This is a genomic window from Paenibacillus hebaui, from assembly GCF_051934385.1.
GTDB lineage: Bacteria > Bacillota > Bacilli > Paenibacillales > Paenibacillaceae > Paenibacillus.
In genome coordinates this window covers 3,637,214-3,660,200 of sequence record NZ_CP196836.1, presented here as the reverse complement: position 1 = coordinate 3,660,200, position 22,987 = coordinate 3,637,214, and the positions used below count along the sequence as shown (strand labels likewise).

Sequence of the window (22,987 nt, the reverse complement as noted above, 5' to 3'; positions counted from 1 at the left end):
CAAAACCAATACGATATTTTGGCTGTCTTTTCTATATTGTTCTTCTCTTGTATCTGACCACTTTGCTTTCTGAACCGAAGACCTTTTTTTCAAGTTTCTTTATTCCCCCGTCCTAATATGAAAAAACTGATCTAGAGCAGATTGCCACTTAGCGGTAAAGTAAGCCATTTACTATGCCTTGTGAAAACGTTCGTCCCGAAAAAACAGTCGCAGAGTACCGACGGTCATGCCGATATCCTGCGACTTTTCGGCGAGTCTAGTTCTATTTTATTCCTCGTCGGCTGAGGGACCGTAGAGGCCAGGCACCGGAATATCGAGAAGCCGCAAATAAACCCCGATCTGTGCCCGGTGATGGACCATGTGGCTTAATCCGAAGGTGCGAAGCGCGATCGCCCGCGGTCGGCACAGGATGATATGGTCGCCGTTCCGCAAGGTCCATTCCTCGCCAAGCGTTTTCTCGTCGCATTCGGCTAATAGCTTTTCAAGCTTGACGACGTTGGTGTCAAATTCCTCCAGCACGTCTTCGCGTCTTTCCAAAGCTTCCCGCCGAGGCGGCAAGGTCGAAAGATCCAACTCTGGGTATAAAAAAATCGCCACTTGCCAGTTCAGCAGGTTGATCAGGTGCGTGGTCAGCCCGCCTAACGTCATCGATTTCACATGCGGCTTCCACGTCATATGCTCCTCGGGCAAGCGCTCCAGGATGCGACGTGTACTGGACAGCTCATGCATAACGTCTCCGACGATCAGTTGTTTCACCAAGTTTCCCTCTCCTCACTTATATGAAATGTACTCTATTCTATACTAACATATATTGTAAGTATTCTACCCGTCAGTTTAATGACATAGCTGTTGAATTGTATTTAAATATGCTTCTAACGATAAAGAGACTAAGTTCTTGTCCTTCGATATCCTCGTAATTACGATGTTTCTATGGAAACGTTCTTCGGCCATATGAAAGATCAACTCTGGCAGATATTATTGGGCATTAAAAAAGATGACCCCCGATGAATGATGAATACAGGAGTCATCTTCTAAGTACTTAGCAACCTAAAGTTTCTTTTCTAAAAATGTCCACAACAAGGGTCATCGTTCAGGGGAGCATATCCGTATCGGTGTAGACCGTTGGGTTGTTCGTTTCTTTATATACAAAGTAATCAAAATCCGCGTGTTTCCGGGTCCCACCAAGATCCTGTACACAAAGACCGATATAGGTTCCTGTAAACCGGATATATTCCGGAGATTCATCTGACAGATGTGTGATATCAAGCCACCCGCCTACCCTATACCAGGATGGATCATTATATAACGCATAATAAAAGCAGGCACGATCGTGATTGACCACAACCTTTAACCGAATTCTATTCACTGATTTTAACGGGATATCCTCCAGCAGCAGTTCGTCGTATATCCCGTATTTGGACTGAATAATTCCCAAGCACAGCCCCTTCTCTTCACGATAAGTTACACGTAAATAGAGATAGTCTTTGGTATCGTAATACAGAATCAATCCTGCCATTTGCTGAGGATGATCCGGTGCAAATTCCAGACAAGTCTCTGCTTCACACTCATAAGCCTGCAGTCTCCGGCCGACCATGCTTTGCCTGTGCGTCGAGCTCATTGACTCCATTCCGCGCAGGCGCAAGTATCCGGGACGTTCTGAAAGGCTTAACCAAGTCGGATCGGGTGGTATACGAAGTGTATTCCAATCGTTCTGGAGCTCGTATTGATCAAAGTGGTCCATTTCTGCTGCCGGTTCAAATGGATGTACCGTGATCTTTGGTGCGGGCACCTGAACCTCGGGATACCGATCACCGCTCGCTAGCCGCAGCCACCCGTCTTCGTTCCAAGTACACTGCTGAAGAGCGGTCTCACGCCCAAGTATGCAAAACTTTTGATTGACGGGTCGGCCGACCAGGTGAGCCATGTACCACTCGCCGGTGTGTGTTTCGACGAGACTGCCGTGACCAGCCTTTTGCAGATCTAAATCCGGCCTGCCGTATGAAGTGAGGATCGGATTGGCAGGATCGACCTCATAAGGGCCTTGTAATGTACGGGATCGCGCTGCCGTAACCGCATGCTCATAACCGGTCCCCCCTTCAGCCGTTATTAAATAATAATAGTCCTTGTGCTTATACAGATGTGGCGCTTCCGTCAGTCCTAATTCTGTTCCTTTAAATATGTTAACAGCAGGCCCGACCATGTTTTGTTCCCGGACGGAATATTCCTGGAGAACGATGCCTGAAAACCGATTTTTGCCCATACGGTGATCCCAAATCATATTGACCAGCCACTTACGTCCGTCTTCATCATGAAATAAGGAAGGATCAAAGCCGCTGCTGTTCAGATACACCGGCTCGGACCAAGGGCCTTCGATATCTGTTGCTGCCACAAGGTAATTGTGGGTATCTTTAAAAGCACCTACCCGGCTTTTAACATCTGTGTAGATCAGGTAAAACACGCCATTGTCATAGCTAAGGCAGGGAGCCCATACGCCTCCAGAGTTAATGTTTCCTTCCATGTTCAACTGTGTAATGCGGGTCAGCGGAGAAGCGATCGGCCGCCAATGAACCAGATCCCGGGAATGGTGAATCCGTACACCAGGGAACCATTCGAAGGTGGAAGTGGCGATATAATAATCTTCTCCCGCTCGGCATATGGACGGATCGGGATGAAAACCGCGAAGAATGGGGTTGGTGATCATATTCATTATATAAGCAACCTCCGGTATGAAAATAATGACAAGTACAACAGAATATAAGATTTCAATACCATCCCAGCGCTTTTTTGCCGGCTTCCAGGGCGGTTATGATCCGCTCTACATCGTACACATTTCCTCTCCATGTCCCTCCACTGACGGATTGCAGCGCAGCCCACAGCCTGGTATCATCCGGCAGAGCTTCGTCAGGCCGCATATCCGGATGGAAGGGCCTTTGTGCCAGGATGTGAGTACCTTCTTCCGGCGAAACCTCCGTCTCCCCTTCTCCTACAAAGTTAACGCTGCCTTCCAGCGTGTTGCGATCCACGACGATGTCAATCAAGTCTCCGTTCCGTAGCTTGCCAATCGGCCCGCCTGCCAGCGCTTCGGGGCCAACATGGCCAATACACGCTCCGGTGGAAACACCGGAGAAGCGGGCATCCGTAATGAGCGACACATATTTGCCAAAAGGCAAATGCTTGAGCGCAGACGTAAGCTGATACGTTTCCTCCATCCCGGTCCCTGAGGGTCCACGCCCGAGCAGGACTACAACGTCGCCGGCCAGAATACCGCCAGTCTTAATCGCATGGATTGCCTCACGTTCGGTTGTAAACACCTTTGCCCTGCCACGATGACGATACACGCCATGCTCATCCAGCACAGCAGGGTCAATGGATGTGGATTTGATTACAGAGCCTTCCGGCGCGATATTCCCGGTTGGAAAGGTCACGGTCGAAGAAATCCCAAGACGCTGTGAGTGCTCTACGCTCATGATGACACTGTTCGGATCAATGCCGTCCTTCTCTTTCAATTGCTTTCGCATGAGATACCGGCGTTCCGACGATTCCCACCAATCAAGTACTTGGCCCAATGACGTACCTGTTACTGTAGGTACAGACTCATCCAGCAGGCCAAGCTGTCTGAGGTGGAGCATGACCTCTGGGACGCCTCCGGCCTGAAAAACCCGAATGGTCGGGTAGAAGATAGGTCCGTTCGGCAGGGCACTAACCAGTCTCGGAACATTTTTGTTGACCTGTATCCAGTCCTGTACCGTGGGCACGGTTAAACCGGCTGCATGAGCAATAGCCGGTATGTGAAGAAGCAGATTGGTAGATCCGCCAAATGCGGCATGAACGGTCATGGCATTACGAATGGCTGCATCTGTGACGATATCAGCCATCCTCATCCCCTGGGACTCCATCTTGATCAGTGCGCGTGAGGATTGGCGTGCCATTTCAATCCAGATAGGCTGCCCGGAAGGTGCAAGCGCGGCATGCGGTACCGTCATACCCATTGCCTCTGCAACGACTTGGGCTGTTGCCGCGGTACCTAGAAACTGACAGCCTCCCCCCGGTGTAGCACAAGCCCGGCATCCTAACTCTGACGCCATTTCCAGAGAGAGTTCTCCGCTGACGTACCTTGCGCCGATGGTCTGAATTTTACCAGCGTCCTCTCCATCGATAGGCGGAAGCGTAACACCACCGGGTACGATCACGCCTGGCAGCTGGGGCATGCCTGCGAGTGCGAGCATCATCGCCGGTAGACCTTTGTCACACGTTGCGACCCCGATCACGCCTTTACGCGTCGGCAGCGAGCGAATCAGTCTGCGAAACACTAGAGCGGCATCGTTCCGGTATGGGAGCGAGTCAAACATGCCGGTCGTTCCCTGTGATCTGCCGTCACAAGGGTCGCTGACATATCCGGCAAACGGGATTCCTCCGCGGCTTGATATTTCTTCTGCTGCAGCTTTCATCAGCAGGCCGACCTCCCAGTGGCCCGTATGGTAACCGAGAGCTGCGGGACTGCCATCCTCATTGCGGATACCGCCCTGTGTACTTAAGATCAGATACTGTTTTCCATTCAATTCCCCTGGCTTCCAGCCCATTCCAACATTTTGGGACATGCCGAACAAGTCGCCGCTTGGAGCATTCCGCAACAAATCATCGGTTAAAGGCAGACGTCCTGCTGCCCCTGGAGCATGTGCTATGATATCGAAGCAGTTGGACTCTTGCTCCCCCATAATCGACATAATCTGTTCGTACATGATAGCCTCCTACAGTTTATGACTTCACGAAGACCGTTTTGATCGCCGTGAAAAACTCGATGGCCGCTTGCCCCTGTTCTCTGGAATGCGAGCTTGACATCTTCATTCCACCGAACGGAGCCTGCAACTCTACGCCGGCCGTTTCCGCATTAATCCTGACCAATCCGGCATCCATATCCCGGATGAAAGACAGCATAGACCCGACATTTTGTGTATAGATGGAAGCACTCAAGCCGTAATCGCTATCATTAGCCGCCTCTATAGCTTCTTCTATGGAATCCACCGAAATCAAGGCAAGCACTGGGCCGAAGATCTCTTCCCGGGCTATGGACATGTGCGACTCGACACCTTCAAATACGGTCGGCTGGACATAAAATCCCTCTTCAAGCCCTGGACCGTCCGCTCTTTTTCCGCCGGCCAGCAGAACGGCACCTTCATCTTGTCCTTTTTGTATATAGCTCAGCACGGTCTTGAGCTGTCCTTCGTTCGCACATGGACCCATCCAGCTTCCGGAAGACATGCCGTCGCCCAGCCGGATCTTCTGGATTTGCGATAGGAGCTTTTCTTTAAAGGCATCATATACTTTATGTTCAATAATGACCCGGCTGGTGGCCGTGCATTTTTGGCCGGTAGATTTCAAGCCACCGCTGATGGTGCCCTCGACAGCTAAATCCAAATCAGCGTCTGCTGCGATGATAATCGGGTTTTTTCCGCCCATTTCAAGTTGATACTTGGCCCCTCGTCCCAGTGCTGCGGCGCCGACCCGCTTACCAACTTCATTGGAACCTGTGAATGTAATCCCGTTGACATCTGGATGCTCAGCAAGTGCAGATCCAATCACCGAGCCCTTGCCGCATATCAGATTAAGAACGCCTGCCGGAATACCCGCCTCCTCAAAGCATTCCATCATTTTTGCCGCTGTGACCGCTGTTTCCTGTGCTGGCTTTAACACAACTGTATTGCCATAAATTAAGGCGGGAGCCGTCTTCCAAATCGGAATTGCTACAGGAAAGTTCCACGGAGCAATAACGCCCACAACGCCAAGCGGTACGCGGGTCGTAAACATCAAGGCTTCGCTATCCGTCGAAGGAATGACATCGCCGGTTTTTCGCATCCCTTCTCCGGCGTAATACCTTAAGATCGCGACTCCGCGCATCGTCTCTCCTTTGGCTTCTGGGAGCGTTTTGCCCATTTCCCTTGTCATCGCCTCCGCAACCTCATCGGCCCGGCGTTCCAGTACGTTTGCTGCCTGAAATAGATAGTTACCGCGTTCCGCACCCGTTAACCTCCGCCAATCTCTTGCTGCTTCCTTCGCCGCTGCGACAGCACGGTTCAGATCCTCTGCGCCAGAGTTTGGTACATGCCCCACTACCTCATTCCGATTCGCCGGATTTATGCTGGGTTCGGTTTCTCCGGATGCAGCCTTCACCCATTCTCCATTAATATAATTCCTGTATGTCTGCTCTACCTGAAATGCGGTCATCGCATTCATCCTCCTTATAAACTAGTTTGATATGACAGGATTGATGAGTGTTCCGATATCACTAATAGATATTTCAATGCGGTCCCCCGGTTCAAGCGTAAAATCATTGGGTGGTACTATGCTTGTACCTGTCAAAAGTACTGTACCGTCAAACAAATCGTTGTCTCTTGCCAGAAAGGAGACCAGTTCATCCAGCTTTCGGTTTAATTCACTCGTACTCGCCTCACTCTTAACAACCATTACTCCATCGCGATATATCTCGCAGACGATGCTGAACTCATACGGATTCTGCACCGTTTCCGCTAGTCGAATAGCCGGACCTATGGAACAGGAATTGCGCCATATTTTTGCTTGTGGCAGATACAGCGGGTTTTCTCCTTCGATATCGCGGCAACTCATGTCATTGCCGACGATGTATCCTACAATGCTGCCATCAGCGGAAAGCACTAATCCCAGCTCAGGCTCCGGGATCTGCCAAGTGGAATCGCTGCGAAGTGTGACAGCCTCATTCGGTCCAACGGTCCGGGCTGCTGTGGATTTAAAAAAGATCTCTGGTCTTTCTGCATCATAAACCTTATCGTAAAAGGTCTTTGCATCCAACTTTCCATCCGTGGCTTCATAATTTCGCGCTTCCCGGCTCCGCTGATAAGTAACACCCGCCGCCCATACTTCCGGAGCTTCCACTGGAGTGATAAGGTGTAGGGAAGTCCAATCGTTAGTCAGCTCATTCAATGGATTAAAAGCGCTTTCAACTAGTTGAACTGGAGAAATTCCCCGCTCTCTCGCTTGATAGATCAAAGTCATAAAATCTGCTTGTGGCAAACGATAGGCTTTTTCATCATCCGTAACTGCTGCCAGCCACTTCTGTTGTCCATCCAGAAATCGAATAATTCTCATTCAAGCTTGCCCCCATTCTTCCCCATCGGGTTGATAATACTACCATAGCACCAGCTATGGTTCATGACGATGTTCTAATCACTCCGACGATTTACCCTTTTCACGCATTTTTTTTCTGTTAAGATGAATCTATACGTATTTGGAATACAGAACATTTCGAGGAGGTTGCTGTGACCAAGCTTTCAGAAGCCGTGTATTTAGGTCGTCTGCCCGATGTTCGCATGTCTTTTCAATTACTGGGGCTGCATGCAAGAAAAGTAGATTCAAGCTGGACTTATCCATCCCATGAGCATTCTATGTATGAAATTCACTGGATGATGGACGGTCAGATGAACATGGTGGTTAACGGACAGTTGCACAGTCAGTCCGTTGGAGACCTTCTGTTCATACGCCCTGGTGTAACCCATTCCTGCACCGGTGCCGGACCGCAGGGCTTCACTTACTTTTCCGTTCATTTCAGCGTACACGATACTTCCTTTTGCAGAGAACTCAACCGCTGCAAGGACATTTATTATCCGGCAGATTCGGATTTAGCTCTTGGATTGTCTTCTTCACTGTCTACACTGTATGATCTGGCCACAGAGCACTTGTCCATCTCGCTGTCTTCCTCCAAACAGATGAAGGTTCATGCCGCCGTATTCGAACTGCTCGGCTCCTTGGTCGGCCAGTTATCTCAGAACGCATCCGTTACCTTATCCAGAAAAGAAGCCATCGCCCATCAAATTGCTGAGCACATTGAGGATTCCGTAAGATATATCCACCTTCATGGTGAAATTCGGGAGAGCGAGCGAACCTGGATCCAAGACATTGCCAAGTCGCTGAACATTAGCCCGTCGCAGGTCAATCGGATCTTTCGGCAGGTATACGGCACAGCACCGCGCAAGTTTTTATCAGAAACCCTTCTGAACGAAGCACAGCGGCTGTTAAAGCAAACAGACCTAAACATTGACCATATTGCGATGATGTTGGGGTATAAGACCAATGCGCATTTCAGCCGTCAGTTCAAGCGGTGGACAGGCATCGCGCCGAGCGAATTTCGCAGCCATTCCCAGCAGGCGGCAGCATCAGCCGATCATCCTGGATGATTGAAGGATTCCTTTTCATACCGATAAGCTTGTAAGCAGGAGATTCAGTAGCGTTCCTGAACCTCTCGGGCGCTTAACCATTTTGAGTCCCCGAGAATAAGTTGTAATTCTAAGAACAAGCGAATATTTCCAGGAAAGCGTTATCATTATTTTCGGAAATGCACCACTCTTTTTGTACAGTCGATGTTCACATTAAATAAGCAGCTGCTGGATTACCAGAAGCTGCTTTGGCTTTACACTGGCCGAATCTGTTCAGCCATTTATTCTAATGTAAATGAGGCCAAGCTCGCGCCTCCCGCTCCCCTGTATGTAAAATACAAAGCCTGTCTGCCGTCTGGAACGGTAATCTCGGCCGTATATTTTTTCCAATCATTTGTAAAATGTACGGGGATCATTCCCAGAACAGGACCGTCCCATGCGGTTTTGACCTCGAAAACTCCATTACAATATCCGCGCACCTTAATCGTGACCTGACGGATTCCGTTGCAATCGAAATATTTAAAACCAGCCGTTGCTGATTCGACCATATTGGATATATATCCGTTCTCTTCATCGCCGTCTCTTCCATCCTGGGTAATTTTCGGAAAGCGGCTGTCCAGCCACGCTCCCGCTCCGAAACCTCCTGTATACATTTGATTATCTTTAGTAAAAAGATTGCATGCAAGGTACGCAGGATACTCCCCTTTTCCTTCAAGAGGCCCCCATTCAGACCGCAGGAGGTCATTTCCGCCTGAGGAATGGTACCGTCCTCATCAAAAGAGATCCGTTCGATGCAGCCTTGACGGTTGAATGCGTCCCCGTTTGTATGGCGGTGATAAAAAATATACCAGTCCCCGTTCATTTCGTTAATGCTGCCATGGTTATTGCCGCCATAATACATCGGCTTGTCAGCCGGTTTATAAGAGTCGATATGAAGATCGCAGTTGCTTACGATCACGCCCTGATATTCAAACGCTTTGTTTGGATATAGACTGGTAGCATAACATAATTCATGCATGACGATAGAGGAATACACCAAATAGTAGATGTCCCCTCTTTTCCGGATGGAAGGTGCCTCAAAAAATTCATGACCCTCAAATCCACTGCCATCGCTGTATGGTTGGCTCGGTGCTACGAATACGGGTTCCTCCACAATCGTCAGCATGTCCGCACCAAGTACCGTCGCCATCGCGCCATGTCTCGATTTATCTCCGGGCGCACAGAAGCCGGTATACAGATACGTATGCTCCCCTTCGGTCAACACACCGGGATCGAATTGTGGCTCGTCCCCGTCTCTTTCTCCCAGTCGAGTGCCATCGGCAGATTTTACGTAACCATAGAATTCGTATTTGCCCGCAGGTATATCGCATACAGCCACAGAAACAACCGGCACTTTATCCAGCACATAATAAAGATAATACCGTCCGTCAGGACCTAACGTAACGTCTGGCGCATAAAGGCACATACTGCCATCCGGATTTAGCGGATCATCTGTTTTTCGGTAGATTACACCTTCATTTCGCCAATTTCCGAGGTCGTCCACTGGCGCCGACCAGCATACATAGTCGTTTAAACAAAAGACATGTCCGTTAAACCGGTCATGCGAACCATACACATAAACTCTGCCGTCAAATACATAAGGTTCACTATCAGGGACATACTCCCAGGATGGAAGGTATGGATTTAACCCTTGTTTTTTCATTCAAGCTACACTCCTCGTAAAAAGTAATTAGGCAATTTATTAATTTATAAAAATAAAGCCGTATAATAGAAAGAAATTAAAGCGTTTACACATTTTTCTATTCTAACAATATTTATTAGCGATGACGATGAAATAATCCACACTCGAGTATTTTGCATGGTCCGTTTGACAAACCTACATGGTAGTAGTGGTGATTATTGGGCTTGCCCCGTTAGAGCCTAGCGAACGTGATGTAATCAACTTGGACAGGCTCTGCCGATTCAATTCGAAGTGCCCGGTTGATCTGTCCCCGGTGATATTGCCCATGTAAGATGACCTGCGACAGGATGTCCCGGACGGACGTTCGAAACGGAACCCCGTTCTGGTTCGCATAGTCAATTATCTCATCCAACTCGGATTCCTCAAGCCCTTCGATATAGACGCGATATTGCACGGCGTTTTCTTCGAACATCGTCCGGATCGCCGTCAGGTCTTCCGTTTCCTCCCACAACGAATATTGTGCGCTGCCCTTGCCCTGCAATCGGGACAGCCAGACTCGTTCCGCGACCGCGACGTGCCGAACCAGCTTCAGAAGGTCCTTGTTTTTCGTCTTAGTCTCCTCGATTGCGTCTAAGATGCGTTCGTCCGCCCAGTACAGGTGTTCCATCATGCACTTGATCGTCTTCATTTCGGTTTCCCCTCTTCGTCTCATCGATTATTTGAACCTACTGTGATCTCCTCGTTAGCTTAACGAAAAATGGAGCAGCTGCCAACCGGCAAACTACTCCTTACAGTTTTACACTAACGTTTCTGTTAGTATAACGCATATGGATTAACTCGTTCCCATCACCAGTATCGTTTTTCCGTCATATCACCACTGAGAATCTCGAAAACGATGTGATATCCTAAAATTAAATCTTTATTATCCCGTTTAGCCACCATTCTACGTACTTAGTTACTGAAGGCGCGACCCAAATAAATCCCCAATATCACTTTCTGCAAAGAATATTAGAATTAGGTCTACTTTGTAATGGCTAGAAAAGGAGGATCTCAGTCTTTTTTTATTCTACAGGCATGCGTAATACCTCTGTCTCATAGGATTGAAAAGCGTTTTCCAAACCCATAATGACATCCTTGATTTTCATATATCCTTTGGTATAAGGCTCCGAATCACGGATTTCTTCCCACATATAGTGGTATTGTTTGATATCTTCAGTCTCGCATACTACAAAATCAGTGTAATCTTTACCTGGTAGAGCCTCAGCATCAAAGAATCGCACACTAACTTCTGAACTATACTTATTGATAATTTCCTGTAATGACGCCGCATAATTTCTGCGATCTTCACGCGATAGCGCTAACCAAGAAGGATAAAACTCCAATAATACAATCATCATTTGCCGCATATTTCTGTCACCTCGTCTGAGTAATGGTTGTTGTGATTCCATTTTAACGCGCCTGAACTAGGATGGCATTAACATAGGTTAATCACTCTAATGTAGTATTCGACTTAGTGACACAGGTGAGATACCTAAGTAGGAGGCAATGTGATATTGGGGAATCCTCTTCTCCAGACCTGGATATTTTACTAAAAAGGCTTGATATCGCTCCAGCGCAGATAGATATAACAATTCTCTTTCACGTGCTTCTTTTCGGATATAAAGTCGTTCCACAGCCGTTCTAACGAATCGTTCCCACATATGACTCCGATCCATCAACATCTTTAAGGCAGCATAGGGAATCTCGATTACTGTGGAATCTTCCATAGCCTGGATCGTGTACTTTGATGTTGACCCGGTTACCATTGCCCCGTAAGATGTTGCAAAGTCATTTTCCAATGTGAAGGCAACATTATATTCTCTTCCATCAGGTAACGTATAATACAGACGAAATAACCCATGCGTACAGAAATAAGCATGACTTACTTCATCATCTGATTGAACAACCGCAACTCCACCTGGAATATGCTTAACAGTCGTTGCATTCACAAACCAGTTCCACTCTCTAGAGGATATAGAAGCTTGAGAAGCCATGGACTGAAGTATTTGATAATGTTGCTGCATAAGGATTTCCTCTCTCTTACTAGGTTACATTTCTAATGTATTATACAATTAATTTTCACATAATAATCTCTCACTCATAACAAACCTTTCCAAGTACATCAGTAAATTTCCTCCCTTAATTTATAAATTGATTATAGCCGATCTATATTTTGATGCTATCGAGGCGTGATTTTTGAGCTAAACCATTGGTTGGAATTCTACACCATTCGTTGTTTCCTGGAGTGCAAAACGACATGGTCTTTACTTTTAACGGAGTTATCGGCGAATAAATAGCTTCATCAATTTTATATAAATCGGGTTAACCATGTAGCCATTCGGGCTTACGGAATATCTCCTACCCGTGTCCAACCCTCGTATTTGTTCCATTTCCTTCTCATTCAGCTCAAAGTCGAATGTTTCGTTGTTCTCTTTTATCCTTTGAGGATTGGACGATTTGGGGATGACAATAATTCCGCGTTGCAGATGCCAGCGCAAAATGACTTGTGCAACCGATTTCTGATGACGAAGGGCAATTGCGGCCAGCTCCGGGTGCTCCAGCAGCGCTTTGCTTCCCTGCCCTAACGGACCCCAAGCCTCATGCAGAATCCGATGCGGAACCATATAATCATGCAATTCATGTTGCGGAAATTCCGGATGGGTCTCGATCTGATTTACCATCGGCGAAATACGGGAATTCTTCTTGAGATGCTCCAGATGCCGGATCTCGAAATTGGCTACACCTATAACTTTGATTTTACCTTCGCCGTATAACTCTTCCATCGCCTTCCAGGATTCCACGTAATGAGGACCAGCGAAATGAATCAAATACATATCGAGATAAGTTACGTTCAGCTTCCGGCAAGTCTGCTCGAACGCCTTTTTCGTCGCACGGTAGCCGAGATCTGTCGTCCACACTTTGGAGGTAATGAAGAACTCCTCCCGGGGAATGCCGATTTTTTGGATGACTCGGCCTAACGCCGCTTCATTACCGTAAATTTTCGCCGTATCGAAATGCCGATAACCAATTCGAATAGCCTCCTCGACAGTCGTCTCGAAGGCTTCCCCGTCCTTGATCTTATATAGGCCGAACCCGAGTTGAGGAATGTTGACTCCGTTTGCCGCTTCGACTGTCCGATTCATTCGCAACTCCCCTCCCTGTTTTTCCTAATCGTGTTCGGATGGTTGTTCTTCGCATTGCGCAAGCACCTTCTCTATTTCGTTCACCAGGTTTTTCAACAATTTCAGCTTGCTTCCGGAGTTCAGGCTGTAATAGTTGAGGGTCCCTTCTTTACGAACGCTTATAATCTGCGATTCTTTCAATATTTTCAGATGATGTGATACGGTTGGGCGGGATAGGTGAGTTTTCTCCCTGATCTCGCCTACGCGCATGCCGGGTTTTTGCGGCCCTTGAATCAAAGCCATAAGGATGGCTTGCCGGGTCTCGTCTCCGATCGCGTTCAACACCTTCTGATTGTTCTTGAATTCGATAGCAATAGTAGCCGCAAGTTCCTGATCCAGGCAAATCTTCCCCTTCCGTATAATCGTTTAATTCTTCTGCAGATACAGCCTACCACAATCTCCGATTCAGTTGCATATTGGGAAAGAAAATCAAGAACCTGTTTTTCCCATATCCTAAGACAAAGGATCTCATGAGCAGCGTTTGACCACATAATTTACATCAGTATATAAAGAAGAAGCCACGCCTGATAAATGGAGTGGTTTCTATAAATTGAACTTTTTAACTTTGCTATTCATCTCTATGTAATCCAATTACCTATTCATCGTCTTAACAGAAGTATAGTTATGTTATTGCTACTTATAGAGGTAAGTCCTTGGACCGGTTGAGAAGGTGTTAAACCAACCTGCCCGTTAGAGGAAAACGAAAAGAGAGGAAACACAGCTTAGTATTGCAATGAAAATATGAAGACAACTGAATGAGGCTTTTTCCAGAAAATTCCTTTGTTTTTTTGAATTAGGGTCGAGTAAATAAATACAGTAATCACAATGGGCAAATATTGATGAAGATCCGGTCCAGCATTACTCGGTAATACTTTATTAATATATCCACCTATAGTTTCATCAATGATCATATATCCATATATAACTCCGATTATAGCTGAAATAAAAAACTGAGATGCTATCTGAACTAGATTATTCTTCAAAAAGAAAGGACCACGTTTTCGGTATAGGTCATTGACCATAATATGTTAGTTTACACCGTTGTTAATACGAGATAACTTCTCATTAACCTTGAATATTTTTGAGTTCGGCTCTTGTACCCCAAACCCACTTAATCTTTCTAAATGCATTTTCAGATAGTTCTCTGCGTCTTCTTTCGTTTCGAAAAGATAGATTCCACCAGCTTCCTTTCTTTCCTCACTCTCAGTCCATAATTTCGTAATGAACCCTTTTTCTAGATTGATGCTTTCCGCCAACTTCTCGAATTCCATTGACATTGCTTCTCCAAAAGGACCATCAAATTTAAAATCGATTTGCAAAATGTAAGACATATTAATCTACTCTCCTTCTTAGTTTCGTTTGAGATACATTTCATTCATGATTTCGTTGAGTTGATATGTGTCTTCTGCCAGTGTTTCCTTAACGAATGCTTTGACCTTGCTTTGTTCAATATCGTACATTACCTCAATCTCTTTAGCAAAGAGAACATGACCTGGTTTAAGCAGTTTGGCCAAACTTGGTTTCTTTTTAGGTTTAGGATCTTCGTTTAGAACTTTTTGAAGAGCTTCCAGATAAGTTTCCAAGGATCTTGCCCCAACGATTTTGACTCCTTTGTTCTCTTCGTTAACCAGAATAATGGTAGGGAAGCCTCTTACACCGAGTTTCGCAACCATTTCGAAATCTTCATCCAGTAAATTTTGCGCCGATTGTTGGCTCGCCTTTTCTACAATATCCTTACCGCTCAACCCCAATTGATTTACAATTTCGATCAAAACATTGTCTTCCCCAATGTTTCGATTGAAGGCAAAGACAGCTTCACGAGCGTTTCGGAGAAAATCCATCTCTTTTCCAGGATGGTTTTGCTGGATGACTTTAAATACTCTGGACGGAGGGTAAGAAGAAAGGATGGGATTAGAGTACCAAAGTGATCCATCAATTGGCATCCGGGAATGCTCCCCTACCTCTTTCCAATGCTCCGCAACATCGGAGGGTTTTTGAATCCCATTTCCACCATCCGAGAAACCGTGCCAACTTGCCAAAAGTCCACCCATTAGCGTTTCCGTTTTAAAATATTGACCATATTCCTCAACAAACCGATTCAATACTGGTTCAAGAGCCCAACAGTGCGAACAGATCGGGTCCGTAACATAATACATAGTTACTTTCTTCGCTGACTGAGTAAGATCAATCTCTTGCATGGTATCATCCTCAGCGACACCACATACACCGGTTTCAAGATCACAGACCATATTTTGATTATCCATACATGTTTACCACCTTTTTTGTTTATTATCTCAATGTCTTCAGTGCGCCGTACCAAGCAACCACCTGATCAAGCATTTGGTCAATTGTGTTTTTGTGATGCGGACCTGGTTTGAAGGTTCTCATTTCTTCAAAATCCGTGAACAAGCTCAATGCCCTCCTTTTAATTCATTTCAAAGGGATAATCTTTTGTGAATTTCCTTTGTATAGTATAATTATAAAACTTAGATATATTATAACAAGTACTATTCTTTTTCTTACTAAGTATAAAAAAGTATACTATTGGAGGATAACAATGAAATATGACTTTAATTTTGACCAATTGTGCCCGGCAACCTATGCGTTTAATGTCATTGGGGGTAAATGGAATTTGCCTATCTTGGCCATTTTGAGTGAAAACGAAACGATAAGATACAATGAACTGAAAAGAAGGCTTCACGGGATTACAGGAACCATGCTCACCAATTGCTTGAAAGATCTGATTGATTATGGCATTGTTCACAGGGAGCAATTTAATGAAGTCCCACCAAGAGTAGAGTACTCACTCACCGATTCCGGGAAAAAACTGGTCCCTTTGATTGAATCCATTGTCGTTTGGGGCCAAGACAACATGATGAGCAGCTTACCGGGACAAGAACTTGTACCGAAAAGACAAAAAAAACCGCTAAAATAGCGGCTTTCAATGAAAAAGTTCCTGGCTTCATCAAATTTTTAAAAATAGAATTTGTCATCCAGTCACTACGGTAACCCCACACACAAACCCATCATGCTTGCACAGCAGTAAAATGGTCAGGGCCACCAGTAATGCGTACTCCCGGATATGGATCCTTATATGTTTGAATTAGGCCCCCCTTCTGACTTTAAAATTAGGTGATCCCTAGCTTTCTCTGATCATCCCATATTCAACAACTTTCCATTGCCCTTCCTGATAAGCCAGTTTCATGTTTAAAGTGATTGCTCCCTCGTTTGCACGGTACTTACTGACCTCAATCGTCATCTCATCGGGGTTGTTCGACTGCCATGTTGCCAAACGTTGTTCAAGTCCTGGTTCGAAACTGTTTAGATAATCAACTAATCCGCAAAGACACAATGTTGTTATTCGGCGATATTTCGCAGCTAAAATTGTTAGACAAACCCTTGATATAGCTGTGTAAACTAGAGATCCAATCCTGTCGTTGATAAAGAACAGCTGTTTTGTTTTTCTTCGTTTTGGACTCTGCCATTTCGAGAAATAAATTCATAAGTTGCTGAAGTGCGGTCTTGAAGTCCAGATCACGGACTTCATCCGCGAAGAGCAAAAAGAGTCCTCCATGTGTCCTGTCATCACTCGATTCACGCCGTTTATATTCCATCGCTAACTTCATGTTTCCTTCCTCAAAGCCTCCACGATACTCGTTTGATTTAATCGATACATCGGCCAAGCTGTAGCAACGAGCGTTGTTGCTATGGCACCTCCACAAGCAAGAACAATGCTGCCCCATGGAATCGTCCAGTCTATATCCACGACACCTCTTAAGAGACGATCTATACCATAGCTCAGAACCGTTCCGAGGGTGCTGCCGTAAACTGCAGCGTACAAGCCGTAAAATAATCCTTCCAGCAAGATCATTTTGCTTACATTTCTATGTGTCATGCCAATGGCCTTGAGAACGGCGAATTCTTTGGTTCGAAGAATGAGATTTGTGCTAACGGTATTCAATATATTCAGGAATGCAATAAGAACAATAACACCGATAAAACCATACAAAAAGATGCTTGCTGTGGTGGCGTCGTTTTTGGCCTCTGCACGCGCTATCACATTATCCATATAGTTGTAACCAGCGTCTTTTTCGGTTAGAGACTTGAGGTAATCCGTGATCGGTTTGTTGGAAATATCGGTTTTCGCAAGAATAAAGATCCTTGAATACGCATCGTTACCGGTAACTTTCTCTATGACTTTAGGTGTCGTAATGAGTTCAAGCATCGCGCTCTCATTATAATCTTTCGACAACACCCCTTGATCAACGATTCCAGTCACCGTCAGTGTCTTGTATTTTTGATTCCCCCCCTCTAAAGTACGTACTTGGATGTGATCCCCAACCTTAAACTCGGTTTGGTCGATGATAATCTGTTTGCCTTCCTCCGTCGTTATGATTCGTAACTTCTGATTGAGAATGACGCCATTCTCCTGGTTCATCTTATCTTTGTCGATCGTACCTGCCGTTAGTTTGGATTTCAGAGCATCGAGTCCGTTATCTCCGTAGGATTGGAGGTAATTGTTGTCAGTTCGATACCCCTCTCCTTCTTCAACAGAATACATTCCCTTCCTGAGTTCATAGTATTTGGGATTGACTTTATCCTTCGGAAGGATTGCCATCACTTGATGGTTATATAACTTATAGGCATGTTCTACTGCGTCAATTTTGACAATATCTGAATATACGGAATCATCGATCCGCTTGGAATTCCCTTCATATTGAACTGAATAGGAATACTCGATCCCCGATTGAGACGTCTGTCCTAAGAATCCGGCCAAGCCGCTAAAGACAATAAATAAAAGCATACTGACAACCATGGAAAAGGCTGTGATGCGGAAGCGTTTTTTATTCCGTCGTATGTTTCGACTAGCAAACTGGCCTTCCATACCAAACAGCTTTTTCACCAGCATCGATTTCCGGATGGATGTTACGTTGTCCACCTTTGTGCTTCCCGAGCCATTTATTGCTTCAAGTGGGGATACCTTGGCTGCCAGTCTAGCCGGTCCGATGGCAGAAAGATACACAGTCAGCAGTCCAAGTACACCAGCAATAATCAGAATCGGTAGGGAAATGACCATTTGCATATCATTCAGAAAACCTAGTGCCAAAAAGCTAATGTTGTAAAACAGAAGCTTCATAAAGATAGTTCCCGTGAATAGTCCTACGGGAATGCCAATCAGGCTGAGAATTGTCGCCTCTTTGAGCACTAATTTGCGTATTTGTGATGGGGTAGCTCCTATGCAACGCAGCATACCGAATTGGGAAGTGCGCTCCAAAACAGAAATATGAAACGTGTTATAAATTACCGCACTCGTACAACCCATAATAATGATGATGATTGCAGCGAATGCGTATAGTAGGCTATGGTTTACACCTTCGTAGGTGCTTTTGCCATATAACTTGAGCAGTTCATTATTGTAATCGATCCGAACATTTTTAATGTCGATAGCCCTATCGAGCTTTACGGCAGAACCTTGTTCCACTTTCTCAACATTCAGTGATGAAATGATAGCTTTTGTCTTTGGCTCGATTTGATCCATCGTTTTCATTTTGACGTAAATGAAGTATTTTTTATCCGGTTCAATCGTTTGGTTATCTTCGTAAGTGATGGCCGGTAATATGAAGTTCGCCGACCAGGAAGCCTTAGCGCCTGGGTTACTAAACCCGACGACGGTAAATTCCCTCTCTGTTTGGGGTCGAAAACCTTCATCCTGATCCCAGCCGAGATCTCCCAGACCATTGATTTTTTTGATCTCCCCTGTTGATGCGACAATCCGTTCTCCCAGATTTAGCTTAATCGAATCACCCAGTTTCGGTTTCGTCGGAAAGCTATCCAGACTCAACGTCGGTAGGATAACTTCATGCGAATTCCTGGGCAGTCTGCCCGCATCCAACTGGATCTGGAGTTTGCTCATCGCATCGGTGTTATAACCTTTGAGATTCAAATACCGATAAGGCGCAGCAAATGGATTTTCTCGCTTCTCTTTCTCACTCGTTTTACTAAGGACCGAATATCCTTCCCTACTAATAATCCCGGCACTCTCCACCGATGCATTATTGACAACTTTAGAGATGGCTTCTCCGGGTATTCCGTTAAAAGAAACATGGTAATCCCCATACTCTTGAACGGTTTGCCGAACTACCTTGTCTCTGAAGCTGAGGCCAATGGTTTCGATGGCTGTAAGTAGTGTCACAGACAAAATAATGCCGACGATGGTTAGTATTGATCTTTTTTTCTGCCCTAGCAAATATTTTTGGGTAAGACTGGTATACTTATTCACGATCTCTCACCCCAGTTTGTTGCAAGAGTGTGCCATCTTTTATATTTACAACACGGTCTGCTCTCTGGGCTACATTCAAATCATGCGTGATCATAATCAAGGTTTGATTGTACTTTCTGACGGAGTAGGTAAGCAGATCCACGATTTCTTTACTGTTCTTGCTGTCCAGGTTGCCCGTGGGTTCATCAGCCAGAATAATCGATGGTTTATTGATCAAAGCGCGCCCAATTGCTGTTCGCTGCTGTTGACCGCCTGATAATTGGGACGGAAGGTGCTGTCTTCTATCGCTGAGTCCCAATACGCTCAATAATTCCTCGAGATAACCTTCGTCCACATTTTTATTCTCAAGCAGCATCGGCAACTTGATATTTTCTTCCGTGGATAGCACCGGGATTAGATTGTACGACTGAAAAATAAAACCGATTTTGCGTCTTCTGAACACAGCGAGTTCATTTTCACTTTGAGAATACAGGTCCATACCATCAATGATGACATGGCCACTTGTCGGTTGATCAACTCCTCCGAGCAGATGCAGCAAAGAACTTTTTCCAGACCCGCTGGCGCCCACGATTGCAACGAATTCTCCTCTTTCGACGGATAAATTAACGTTTTTCAATGCTTCCACCCTAGCTTCAGCACTTCCGTATATTTTACATAAATGATCGGTCTTCAAAATTTCCACCTTGTTGTACCTCCAGTTGTGTGATTAACATTGCTTGATTGTTAGTATAGGTGTGGAAGCTTACGATGAAGTGAAGAAGAAGCTTACATTTTCGTAAGCTTCTTCTTCACTTCATTCCCTTTTGAAAAACGAAATTCTGAAAGTAGTCCCTTCTCCAAGCGCGCTCTCAACTGTAATGATCCCATTTTGTTCCTCAATGATTGATTTTGTCAAAGCCAGACCAATACCTATACTGTGAGGCTTGTTATGGTTCTTGCCTTTATAGAATCGCTTGAAAATGTGAGGTATATCATCGGGATGAATGCCTTCACCGTTGTCTTGGATAACGATCGTATTAAATAGTGAGTTCTCTTCCAAATTGATTCGGACCTCCCCCTCTGGAGGGGTGTGTTCCAGTGCATTTTTAATCAAGTTCATGACGGCTTCCTTTAGCCATTCTTCATCCGCTTGGACATACGCATTTTCACTACCGAGGATGGTGATGGTCTGCCGCTTCTGGTCTGCTGCCGTCCGAAGCGAATAGACAGCGCTCTCTATCAGCTCCCTTAGCTTGATCCTTTCTGTTCGAAATCTGATGGCACCCGCTTCGACCCGTGCCAGCTTCAGCAGGCTGATAATGAGCCATTCCATTTGGTCAAGCTGCTGCCGACTTCGTTCCAGAAACTTCATTCTCATTTCTTCTTTCATCCCGGGATCATTCAGCAGATTTTCATTGAACACAATGAGGGAAGCCAAGGGTGTTTTGAGCTGGTGGGAAATATCGGATAACAGATTCCGCAAAAAGGTTTTTTCCTGTTGGAGTAGCTCCAAGCTGTTGGTTAGTCTACCAGCCATCGCGTTGAAGCTTCGGCCTAGCGAGCCGAAATCTCCATCCTCAGTCTCAGGCAGTTGTTTGTCGAATTGGTTCTCCACAACCTGCTCCGCTGCGTGGGAAATGGTTCTGATTTTCACGAAAAGTTTACGATACTCCCATAGAAGCAATACCATGAGTGGGATCAGGAACAATAATACTTGAGCCGCTGTTTTCAAGGGTAATGCTCGTCCTGAAAGAGCGGGCTGATCTTCTAAAGGCATATCCGCCTGATAACCATATTGTGCGAGGATGCGTTGGCCCTCAGCGAGTTCAGCTGTTTGAGCTCCTTGGGTAATAAAGTGAATCACCTCATTCTCCAACTGCGGCTCTTTCATCAACAGATGTCCAATTAGGGCGCTATTTTGATTCACTATGGTTGTATTGATGCTCTCAACTTGGTGGTGCATGTAAAAGAACATCATAAACGACAAAAGAACTTGCAGGCCAAGTACTTTAATGGTGATGGATTTCCATTCTGGATTTCGGAGGACTTCGATCATGTTCATTTTCCTATGACTTCCACGTTCCATTTATATCCGATCCCCCGAACCGTTACGATATATTGTGGTGCTGCGGGAATATCTTCGACTTTCTCTCTTAACCTGCGGATATGGACGGAGAGCGTGTTGTCATCAATGAAGTCGCCCGAGAGATCCCAGAGATGATTCAGAATTGAACTTCTGCTGCATATCTGTTTGGGATGAGAGATTAACATCAATAGTAGTCGATATTCAAGTGCCGTCAGTGTAATTTCAGTATTGTTTTTAAGTACAGTTCCTTCTAATATACGTACCTGAATATTGTCGGATGTCCATAGGCTTACTTCTTGTTTTCCTTTGTTGTTGCGTCGCAATACGGCTTTAATCCGTGAAATTAGTTCTTTGGTTCGGACAGGCTTGGTTACGTAGTCGTCTGCTCCGAGATCAAGTCCTGCGACAACGTTCGCTTCCTCATCCAAAGCTGTCAAAAAGATAATGGGCACCTGCGACGTTACCCGGATTTCACTGCACAGTTGATATCCTGACCCATCAGGCAAATTGACATCCAACAAAATCAGATCGATAGACTCTGCCTGCAACGCCCGCCGGGCTTCTTTCAAGCTACCAGCCACAACGACATCATATCCTTCACTGGACAATGTATATTGAATACCGAACACCAAATTTTCATCATCTTCTACGAGTAATAACCGATTCATCGTGCACCTCAGCTCATGCTATTTTCAATTTAGAATTTTTTGAATTTTGATAATATGGTTCCAGCGTCATTATACATCATTTGAGTTTCTACGCTAAATCTGTATTTCTTGTCCCTCGACATTAATCAAAAAATACAAATAGCCTTGCACACCGCCAAAAGCGGTTTACAAGGCTATTGATATACACCGGCGGGAGGAATCGAACCTCCATGGTTCCCCACTGAATTTTGAGTGACATCCGCTATCGGGAAGATAGAAAAAAGCAATCAAACGCTAAGATAAAAGTCGGTTTTGGTTATTGGGACAATACTCATTTAGTTATTTCAAGCGAGTGAGACATTGATGCCGACATCGATCAATTTGACCTCGTCCAGCAACTGCACCTCAATTTTGGCTCTTGACTTGCGTTTATCAATTTTTCGTATCAACGCTTCTTTGCCAAGGAGTGGTCCAGATGTTACTTTCATTTGGTCCCCGCCGAGAATGATATCCGAGTATCCCATTGTTCCGTTGGCACCACATAGCTGGATGAGCCAGTCCATCTGTTCCTTGGGAATCGGAGTAAAAAAGTTGGTAGCCAGGTCATGCTTGTGAATTCCGCCGTTGACCATATACAAAATATGCGGCGTTTCTTTGATGGTGTAATATAAATCCTGAATCTGTCCGGTCTGGATAAAAATATAGCCTGGAAACAATACTCTGGTGCAATGATGAGTCTTTCCCTGTTTTCGTTCAGGAATCATTCGTTTGGGCACCAGACAACTCAAGTGCTCTAGCGCATAAAATCGATCCATAAAAAGTTTGATTTCTTCTTCTCTCCCACTTCGTACAAAAAAGCTGTACCAGTTCATAGATCCTCCCACGATCTTTTTTTATGGACGAATTTAAA

Annotated in this window: 20 protein-coding genes and 2 pseudogenes; 2 read left to right on the top strand and 20 right to left on the bottom strand. The window is 45.4% G+C overall.

What is annotated here, in order from left to right; genetic code table 11:
* Positions 1-267: 267 nt before the first annotated feature.
* The 5 genes from ACR32F_RS15955 to ACR32F_RS15935 form a co-directional block, all read right to left on the bottom strand.
* Positions 268-759 carry a DinB family protein gene (locus tag ACR32F_RS15955; protein WP_440108607.1) on the bottom strand — a complete coding sequence of 164 codons (492 nt, stop codon included), beginning with the start codon at positions 757-759 and terminating at the stop codon, positions 268-270.
* A gap of 331 nt (positions 760-1,090) precedes the next feature.
* The gene (locus ACR32F_RS15950) at positions 1,091-2,707 is read right to left on the bottom strand and encodes a glycoside hydrolase family 43 protein (RefSeq protein WP_440108605.1); all 1,617 of its coding nucleotides are present in this window, start codon (positions 2,705-2,707) and stop codon (positions 1,091-1,093) included.
* A gap of 55 nt (positions 2,708-2,762) precedes the next feature.
* The gene (locus tag ACR32F_RS15945; RefSeq protein WP_440108603.1) at positions 2,763-4,739 is read right to left on the bottom strand and encodes a YjhG/YagF family D-xylonate dehydratase; all 1,977 of its coding nucleotides are present in this window, start codon (positions 4,737-4,739) and stop codon (positions 2,763-2,765) included.
* A gap of 16 nt (positions 4,740-4,755) precedes the next feature.
* The gene (gene gucD / locus ACR32F_RS15940; protein WP_440108601.1) at positions 4,756-6,222 is read right to left on the bottom strand and encodes an alpha-ketoglutaric semialdehyde dehydrogenase GucD; all 1,467 of its coding nucleotides are present in this window, start codon (positions 6,220-6,222) and stop codon (positions 4,756-4,758) included.
* A 21-nt stretch (positions 6,223-6,243) separates the two neighbouring features.
* Positions 6,244-7,119, bottom strand: coding sequence for a fumarylacetoacetate hydrolase family protein (locus ACR32F_RS15935; protein ID WP_440108599.1), 876 nt, complete (start codon positions 7,117-7,119; stop codon positions 6,244-6,246).
* Positions 7,120-7,289: 170 nt separating this feature from the next.
* Between ACR32F_RS15935 and ACR32F_RS15930 the strand changes: the two genes are divergently transcribed.
* Positions 7,290-8,204, top strand: coding sequence for a helix-turn-helix domain-containing protein (locus ACR32F_RS15930; RefSeq protein WP_440108597.1), 915 nt, complete (start codon positions 7,290-7,292; stop codon positions 8,202-8,204).
* Between the two features lie 260 nt (positions 8,205-8,464).
* On the opposite strand, the pseudogene ACR32F_RS15925 reads toward ACR32F_RS15930, so the two are convergent.
* The 8 genes and pseudogenes from ACR32F_RS15925 to ACR32F_RS15890 all read right to left on the bottom strand — a co-directional run bounded on the left by ACR32F_RS15925 (position 8,465) and on the right by ACR32F_RS15890 (position 15,349).
* Positions 8,465-9,885: pseudogene (locus tag ACR32F_RS15925) on the bottom strand (family 43 glycosylhydrolase).
* A gap of 211 nt (positions 9,886-10,096) precedes the next feature.
* The gene (locus tag ACR32F_RS15920; RefSeq protein WP_440108596.1) at positions 10,097-10,552 is read right to left on the bottom strand and encodes a DinB family protein; all 456 of its coding nucleotides are present in this window, start codon (positions 10,550-10,552) and stop codon (positions 10,097-10,099) included.
* A gap of 373 nt (positions 10,553-10,925) precedes the next feature.
* Positions 10,926-11,270, bottom strand: coding sequence for a darcynin family protein (locus ACR32F_RS15915; RefSeq protein ID WP_440108594.1), 345 nt, complete (start codon positions 11,268-11,270; stop codon positions 10,926-10,928).
* An 87-nt stretch (positions 11,271-11,357) separates the two neighbouring features.
* On the bottom strand, positions 11,358-11,927 hold the full coding sequence (locus ACR32F_RS15910) for a Crp/Fnr family transcriptional regulator (RefSeq protein WP_440108592.1): 570 nt from the start codon (positions 11,925-11,927) through the stop codon (positions 11,358-11,360).
* A 255-nt stretch (positions 11,928-12,182) separates the two neighbouring features.
* Positions 12,183-13,046 (bottom strand): aldo/keto reductase, encoded by an 864-nt coding sequence (locus ACR32F_RS15905; RefSeq protein ID WP_440108590.1) that lies wholly within the window; start codon positions 13,044-13,046, stop codon positions 12,183-12,185.
* Positions 13,047-13,070: 24 nt separating this feature from the next.
* A complete protein-coding gene (locus ACR32F_RS15900; RefSeq protein WP_440119895.1) occupies positions 13,071-13,430 on the bottom strand; it encodes an ArsR/SmtB family transcription factor in 360 nt (119 codons plus the stop codon).
* Positions 13,431-14,113: 683 nt separating this feature from the next.
* A complete protein-coding gene (locus ACR32F_RS15895; protein ID WP_440108588.1) occupies positions 14,114-14,416 on the bottom strand; it encodes a monooxygenase in 303 nt (100 codons plus the stop codon).
* Positions 14,417-14,434: 18 nt separating this feature from the next.
* On the bottom strand, positions 14,435-15,349 hold the full coding sequence (locus ACR32F_RS15890; RefSeq protein WP_440108586.1) for a DsbA family protein: 915 nt from the start codon (positions 15,347-15,349) through the stop codon (positions 14,435-14,437).
* Between the two features lie 293 nt (positions 15,350-15,642).
* Here ACR32F_RS15890 and ACR32F_RS15885 point away from each other — a divergent pair, with 293 nt between their 5' ends.
* On the top strand, positions 15,643-16,020 hold the full coding sequence (locus ACR32F_RS15885; RefSeq protein WP_440108584.1) for a winged helix-turn-helix transcriptional regulator: 378 nt from the start codon (positions 15,643-15,645) through the stop codon (positions 16,018-16,020).
* A 204-nt stretch (positions 16,021-16,224) separates the two neighbouring features.
* Here the strand turns inward: ACR32F_RS15885 and ACR32F_RS15880 are convergent, their stop codons facing one another.
* The 7 genes and pseudogenes from ACR32F_RS15880 to loaP all read right to left on the bottom strand — a co-directional run bounded on the left by ACR32F_RS15880 (position 16,225) and on the right by loaP (position 22,949).
* Positions 16,225-16,377 (bottom strand): hypothetical protein, encoded by a 153-nt coding sequence (locus ACR32F_RS15880; protein ID WP_440108582.1) that lies wholly within the window; start codon positions 16,375-16,377, stop codon positions 16,225-16,227.
* Between the two features lie 37 nt (positions 16,378-16,414).
* Positions 16,415-16,705, bottom strand: a pseudogene (locus tag ACR32F_RS15875) (hypothetical protein); the annotation flags it as partial.
* Positions 16,706-16,707: 2 nt separating this feature from the next.
* Positions 16,708-19,365, bottom strand: coding sequence for an ABC transporter permease (locus tag ACR32F_RS15870; protein WP_440108580.1), 2,658 nt, complete (start codon positions 19,363-19,365; stop codon positions 16,708-16,710).
* Positions 19,358-20,047: an ABC transporter ATP-binding protein gene (locus ACR32F_RS15865; protein ID WP_440108578.1), complete on the bottom strand. Its 690-nt coding sequence runs from the start codon at positions 20,045-20,047 to the stop codon at positions 19,358-19,360. Before ACR32F_RS15865 ends, ACR32F_RS15870 begins: the two co-directional genes overlap by 8 nt.
* Positions 20,048-20,158: 111 nt before the next feature.
* Positions 20,159-21,400, bottom strand: a complete 1,242-nt coding sequence (locus tag ACR32F_RS15860) for an ATP-binding protein (protein ID WP_440108576.1) — start codon at positions 21,398-21,400, stop codon at positions 20,159-20,161.
* Positions 21,401-21,402: 2 nt separating this feature from the next.
* Positions 21,403-22,098: a response regulator transcription factor gene (locus ACR32F_RS15855; RefSeq protein ID WP_440108574.1), complete on the bottom strand. Its 696-nt coding sequence runs from the start codon at positions 22,096-22,098 to the stop codon at positions 21,403-21,405.
* 323 nt (positions 22,099-22,421) lie between these two features.
* Positions 22,422-22,949, bottom strand: coding sequence for an antiterminator LoaP (gene loaP, locus ACR32F_RS15850; RefSeq protein ID WP_440108572.1), 528 nt, complete (start codon positions 22,947-22,949; stop codon positions 22,422-22,424).
* Positions 22,950-22,987 lie beyond the last annotated feature (38 nt).

What these genes read in the sequence shown, in the direction of transcription:
- ACR32F_RS15950 (WP_440108605.1), bottom strand. Translation starts at nt 2,707, where the DNA reads ATGAATATGATCACCAACCCCATTCTTCGCGGTTTTCATCCCGATCCG.
- ACR32F_RS15945 (WP_440108603.1), bottom strand. Translation starts at nt 4,739, where the DNA reads ATGTACGAACAGATTATGTCGATTATGGGGGAGCAAGAGTCCAACTGC.
- gucD (WP_440108601.1), bottom strand. Translation starts at nt 6,222, where the DNA reads ATGACCGCATTTCAGGTAGAGCAGACATACAGGAATTATATTAATGGA.
- ACR32F_RS15935 (WP_440108599.1), bottom strand. Translation starts at nt 7,119, where the DNA reads ATGAGAATTATTCGATTTCTGGATGGACAACAGAAGTGGCTGGCAGCA.
- ACR32F_RS15920 (WP_440108596.1), bottom strand. Translation starts at nt 10,552, where the DNA reads ATGAAGACGATCAAGTGCATGATGGAACACCTGTACTGGGCGGACGAA.
- ACR32F_RS15915 (WP_440108594.1), bottom strand. Translation starts at nt 11,270, where the DNA reads ATGCGGCAAATGATGATTGTATTATTGGAGTTTTATCCTTCTTGGTTA.
- ACR32F_RS15910 (WP_440108592.1), bottom strand. Translation starts at nt 11,927, where the DNA reads ATGCAGCAACATTATCAAATACTTCAGTCCATGGCTTCTCAAGCTTCT.
- ACR32F_RS15905 (WP_440108590.1), bottom strand. Translation starts at nt 13,046, where the DNA reads ATGAATCGGACAGTCGAAGCGGCAAACGGAGTCAACATTCCTCAACTC.
- ACR32F_RS15895 (WP_440108588.1), bottom strand. Translation starts at nt 14,416, where the DNA reads ATGTCTTACATTTTGCAAATCGATTTTAAATTTGATGGTCCTTTTGGA.
- ACR32F_RS15890 (WP_440108586.1), bottom strand. Translation starts at nt 15,349, where the DNA reads ATGGATAATCAAAATATGGTCTGTGATCTTGAAACCGGTGTATGTGGT.
- ACR32F_RS15885 (WP_440108584.1), top strand. Translation starts at nt 15,643, where the DNA reads ATGAAATATGACTTTAATTTTGACCAATTGTGCCCGGCAACCTATGCG.
- ACR32F_RS15860 (WP_440108576.1), bottom strand. Translation starts at nt 21,400, where the DNA reads ATGATCGAAGTCCTCCGAAATCCAGAATGGAAATCCATCACCATTAAA.
- ACR32F_RS15855 (WP_440108574.1), bottom strand. Translation starts at nt 22,098, where the DNA reads ATGAATCGGTTATTACTCGTAGAAGATGATGAAAATTTGGTGTTCGGT.
- loaP (WP_440108572.1), bottom strand. Translation starts at nt 22,949, where the DNA reads ATGAACTGGTACAGCTTTTTTGTACGAAGTGGGAGAGAAGAAGAAATC.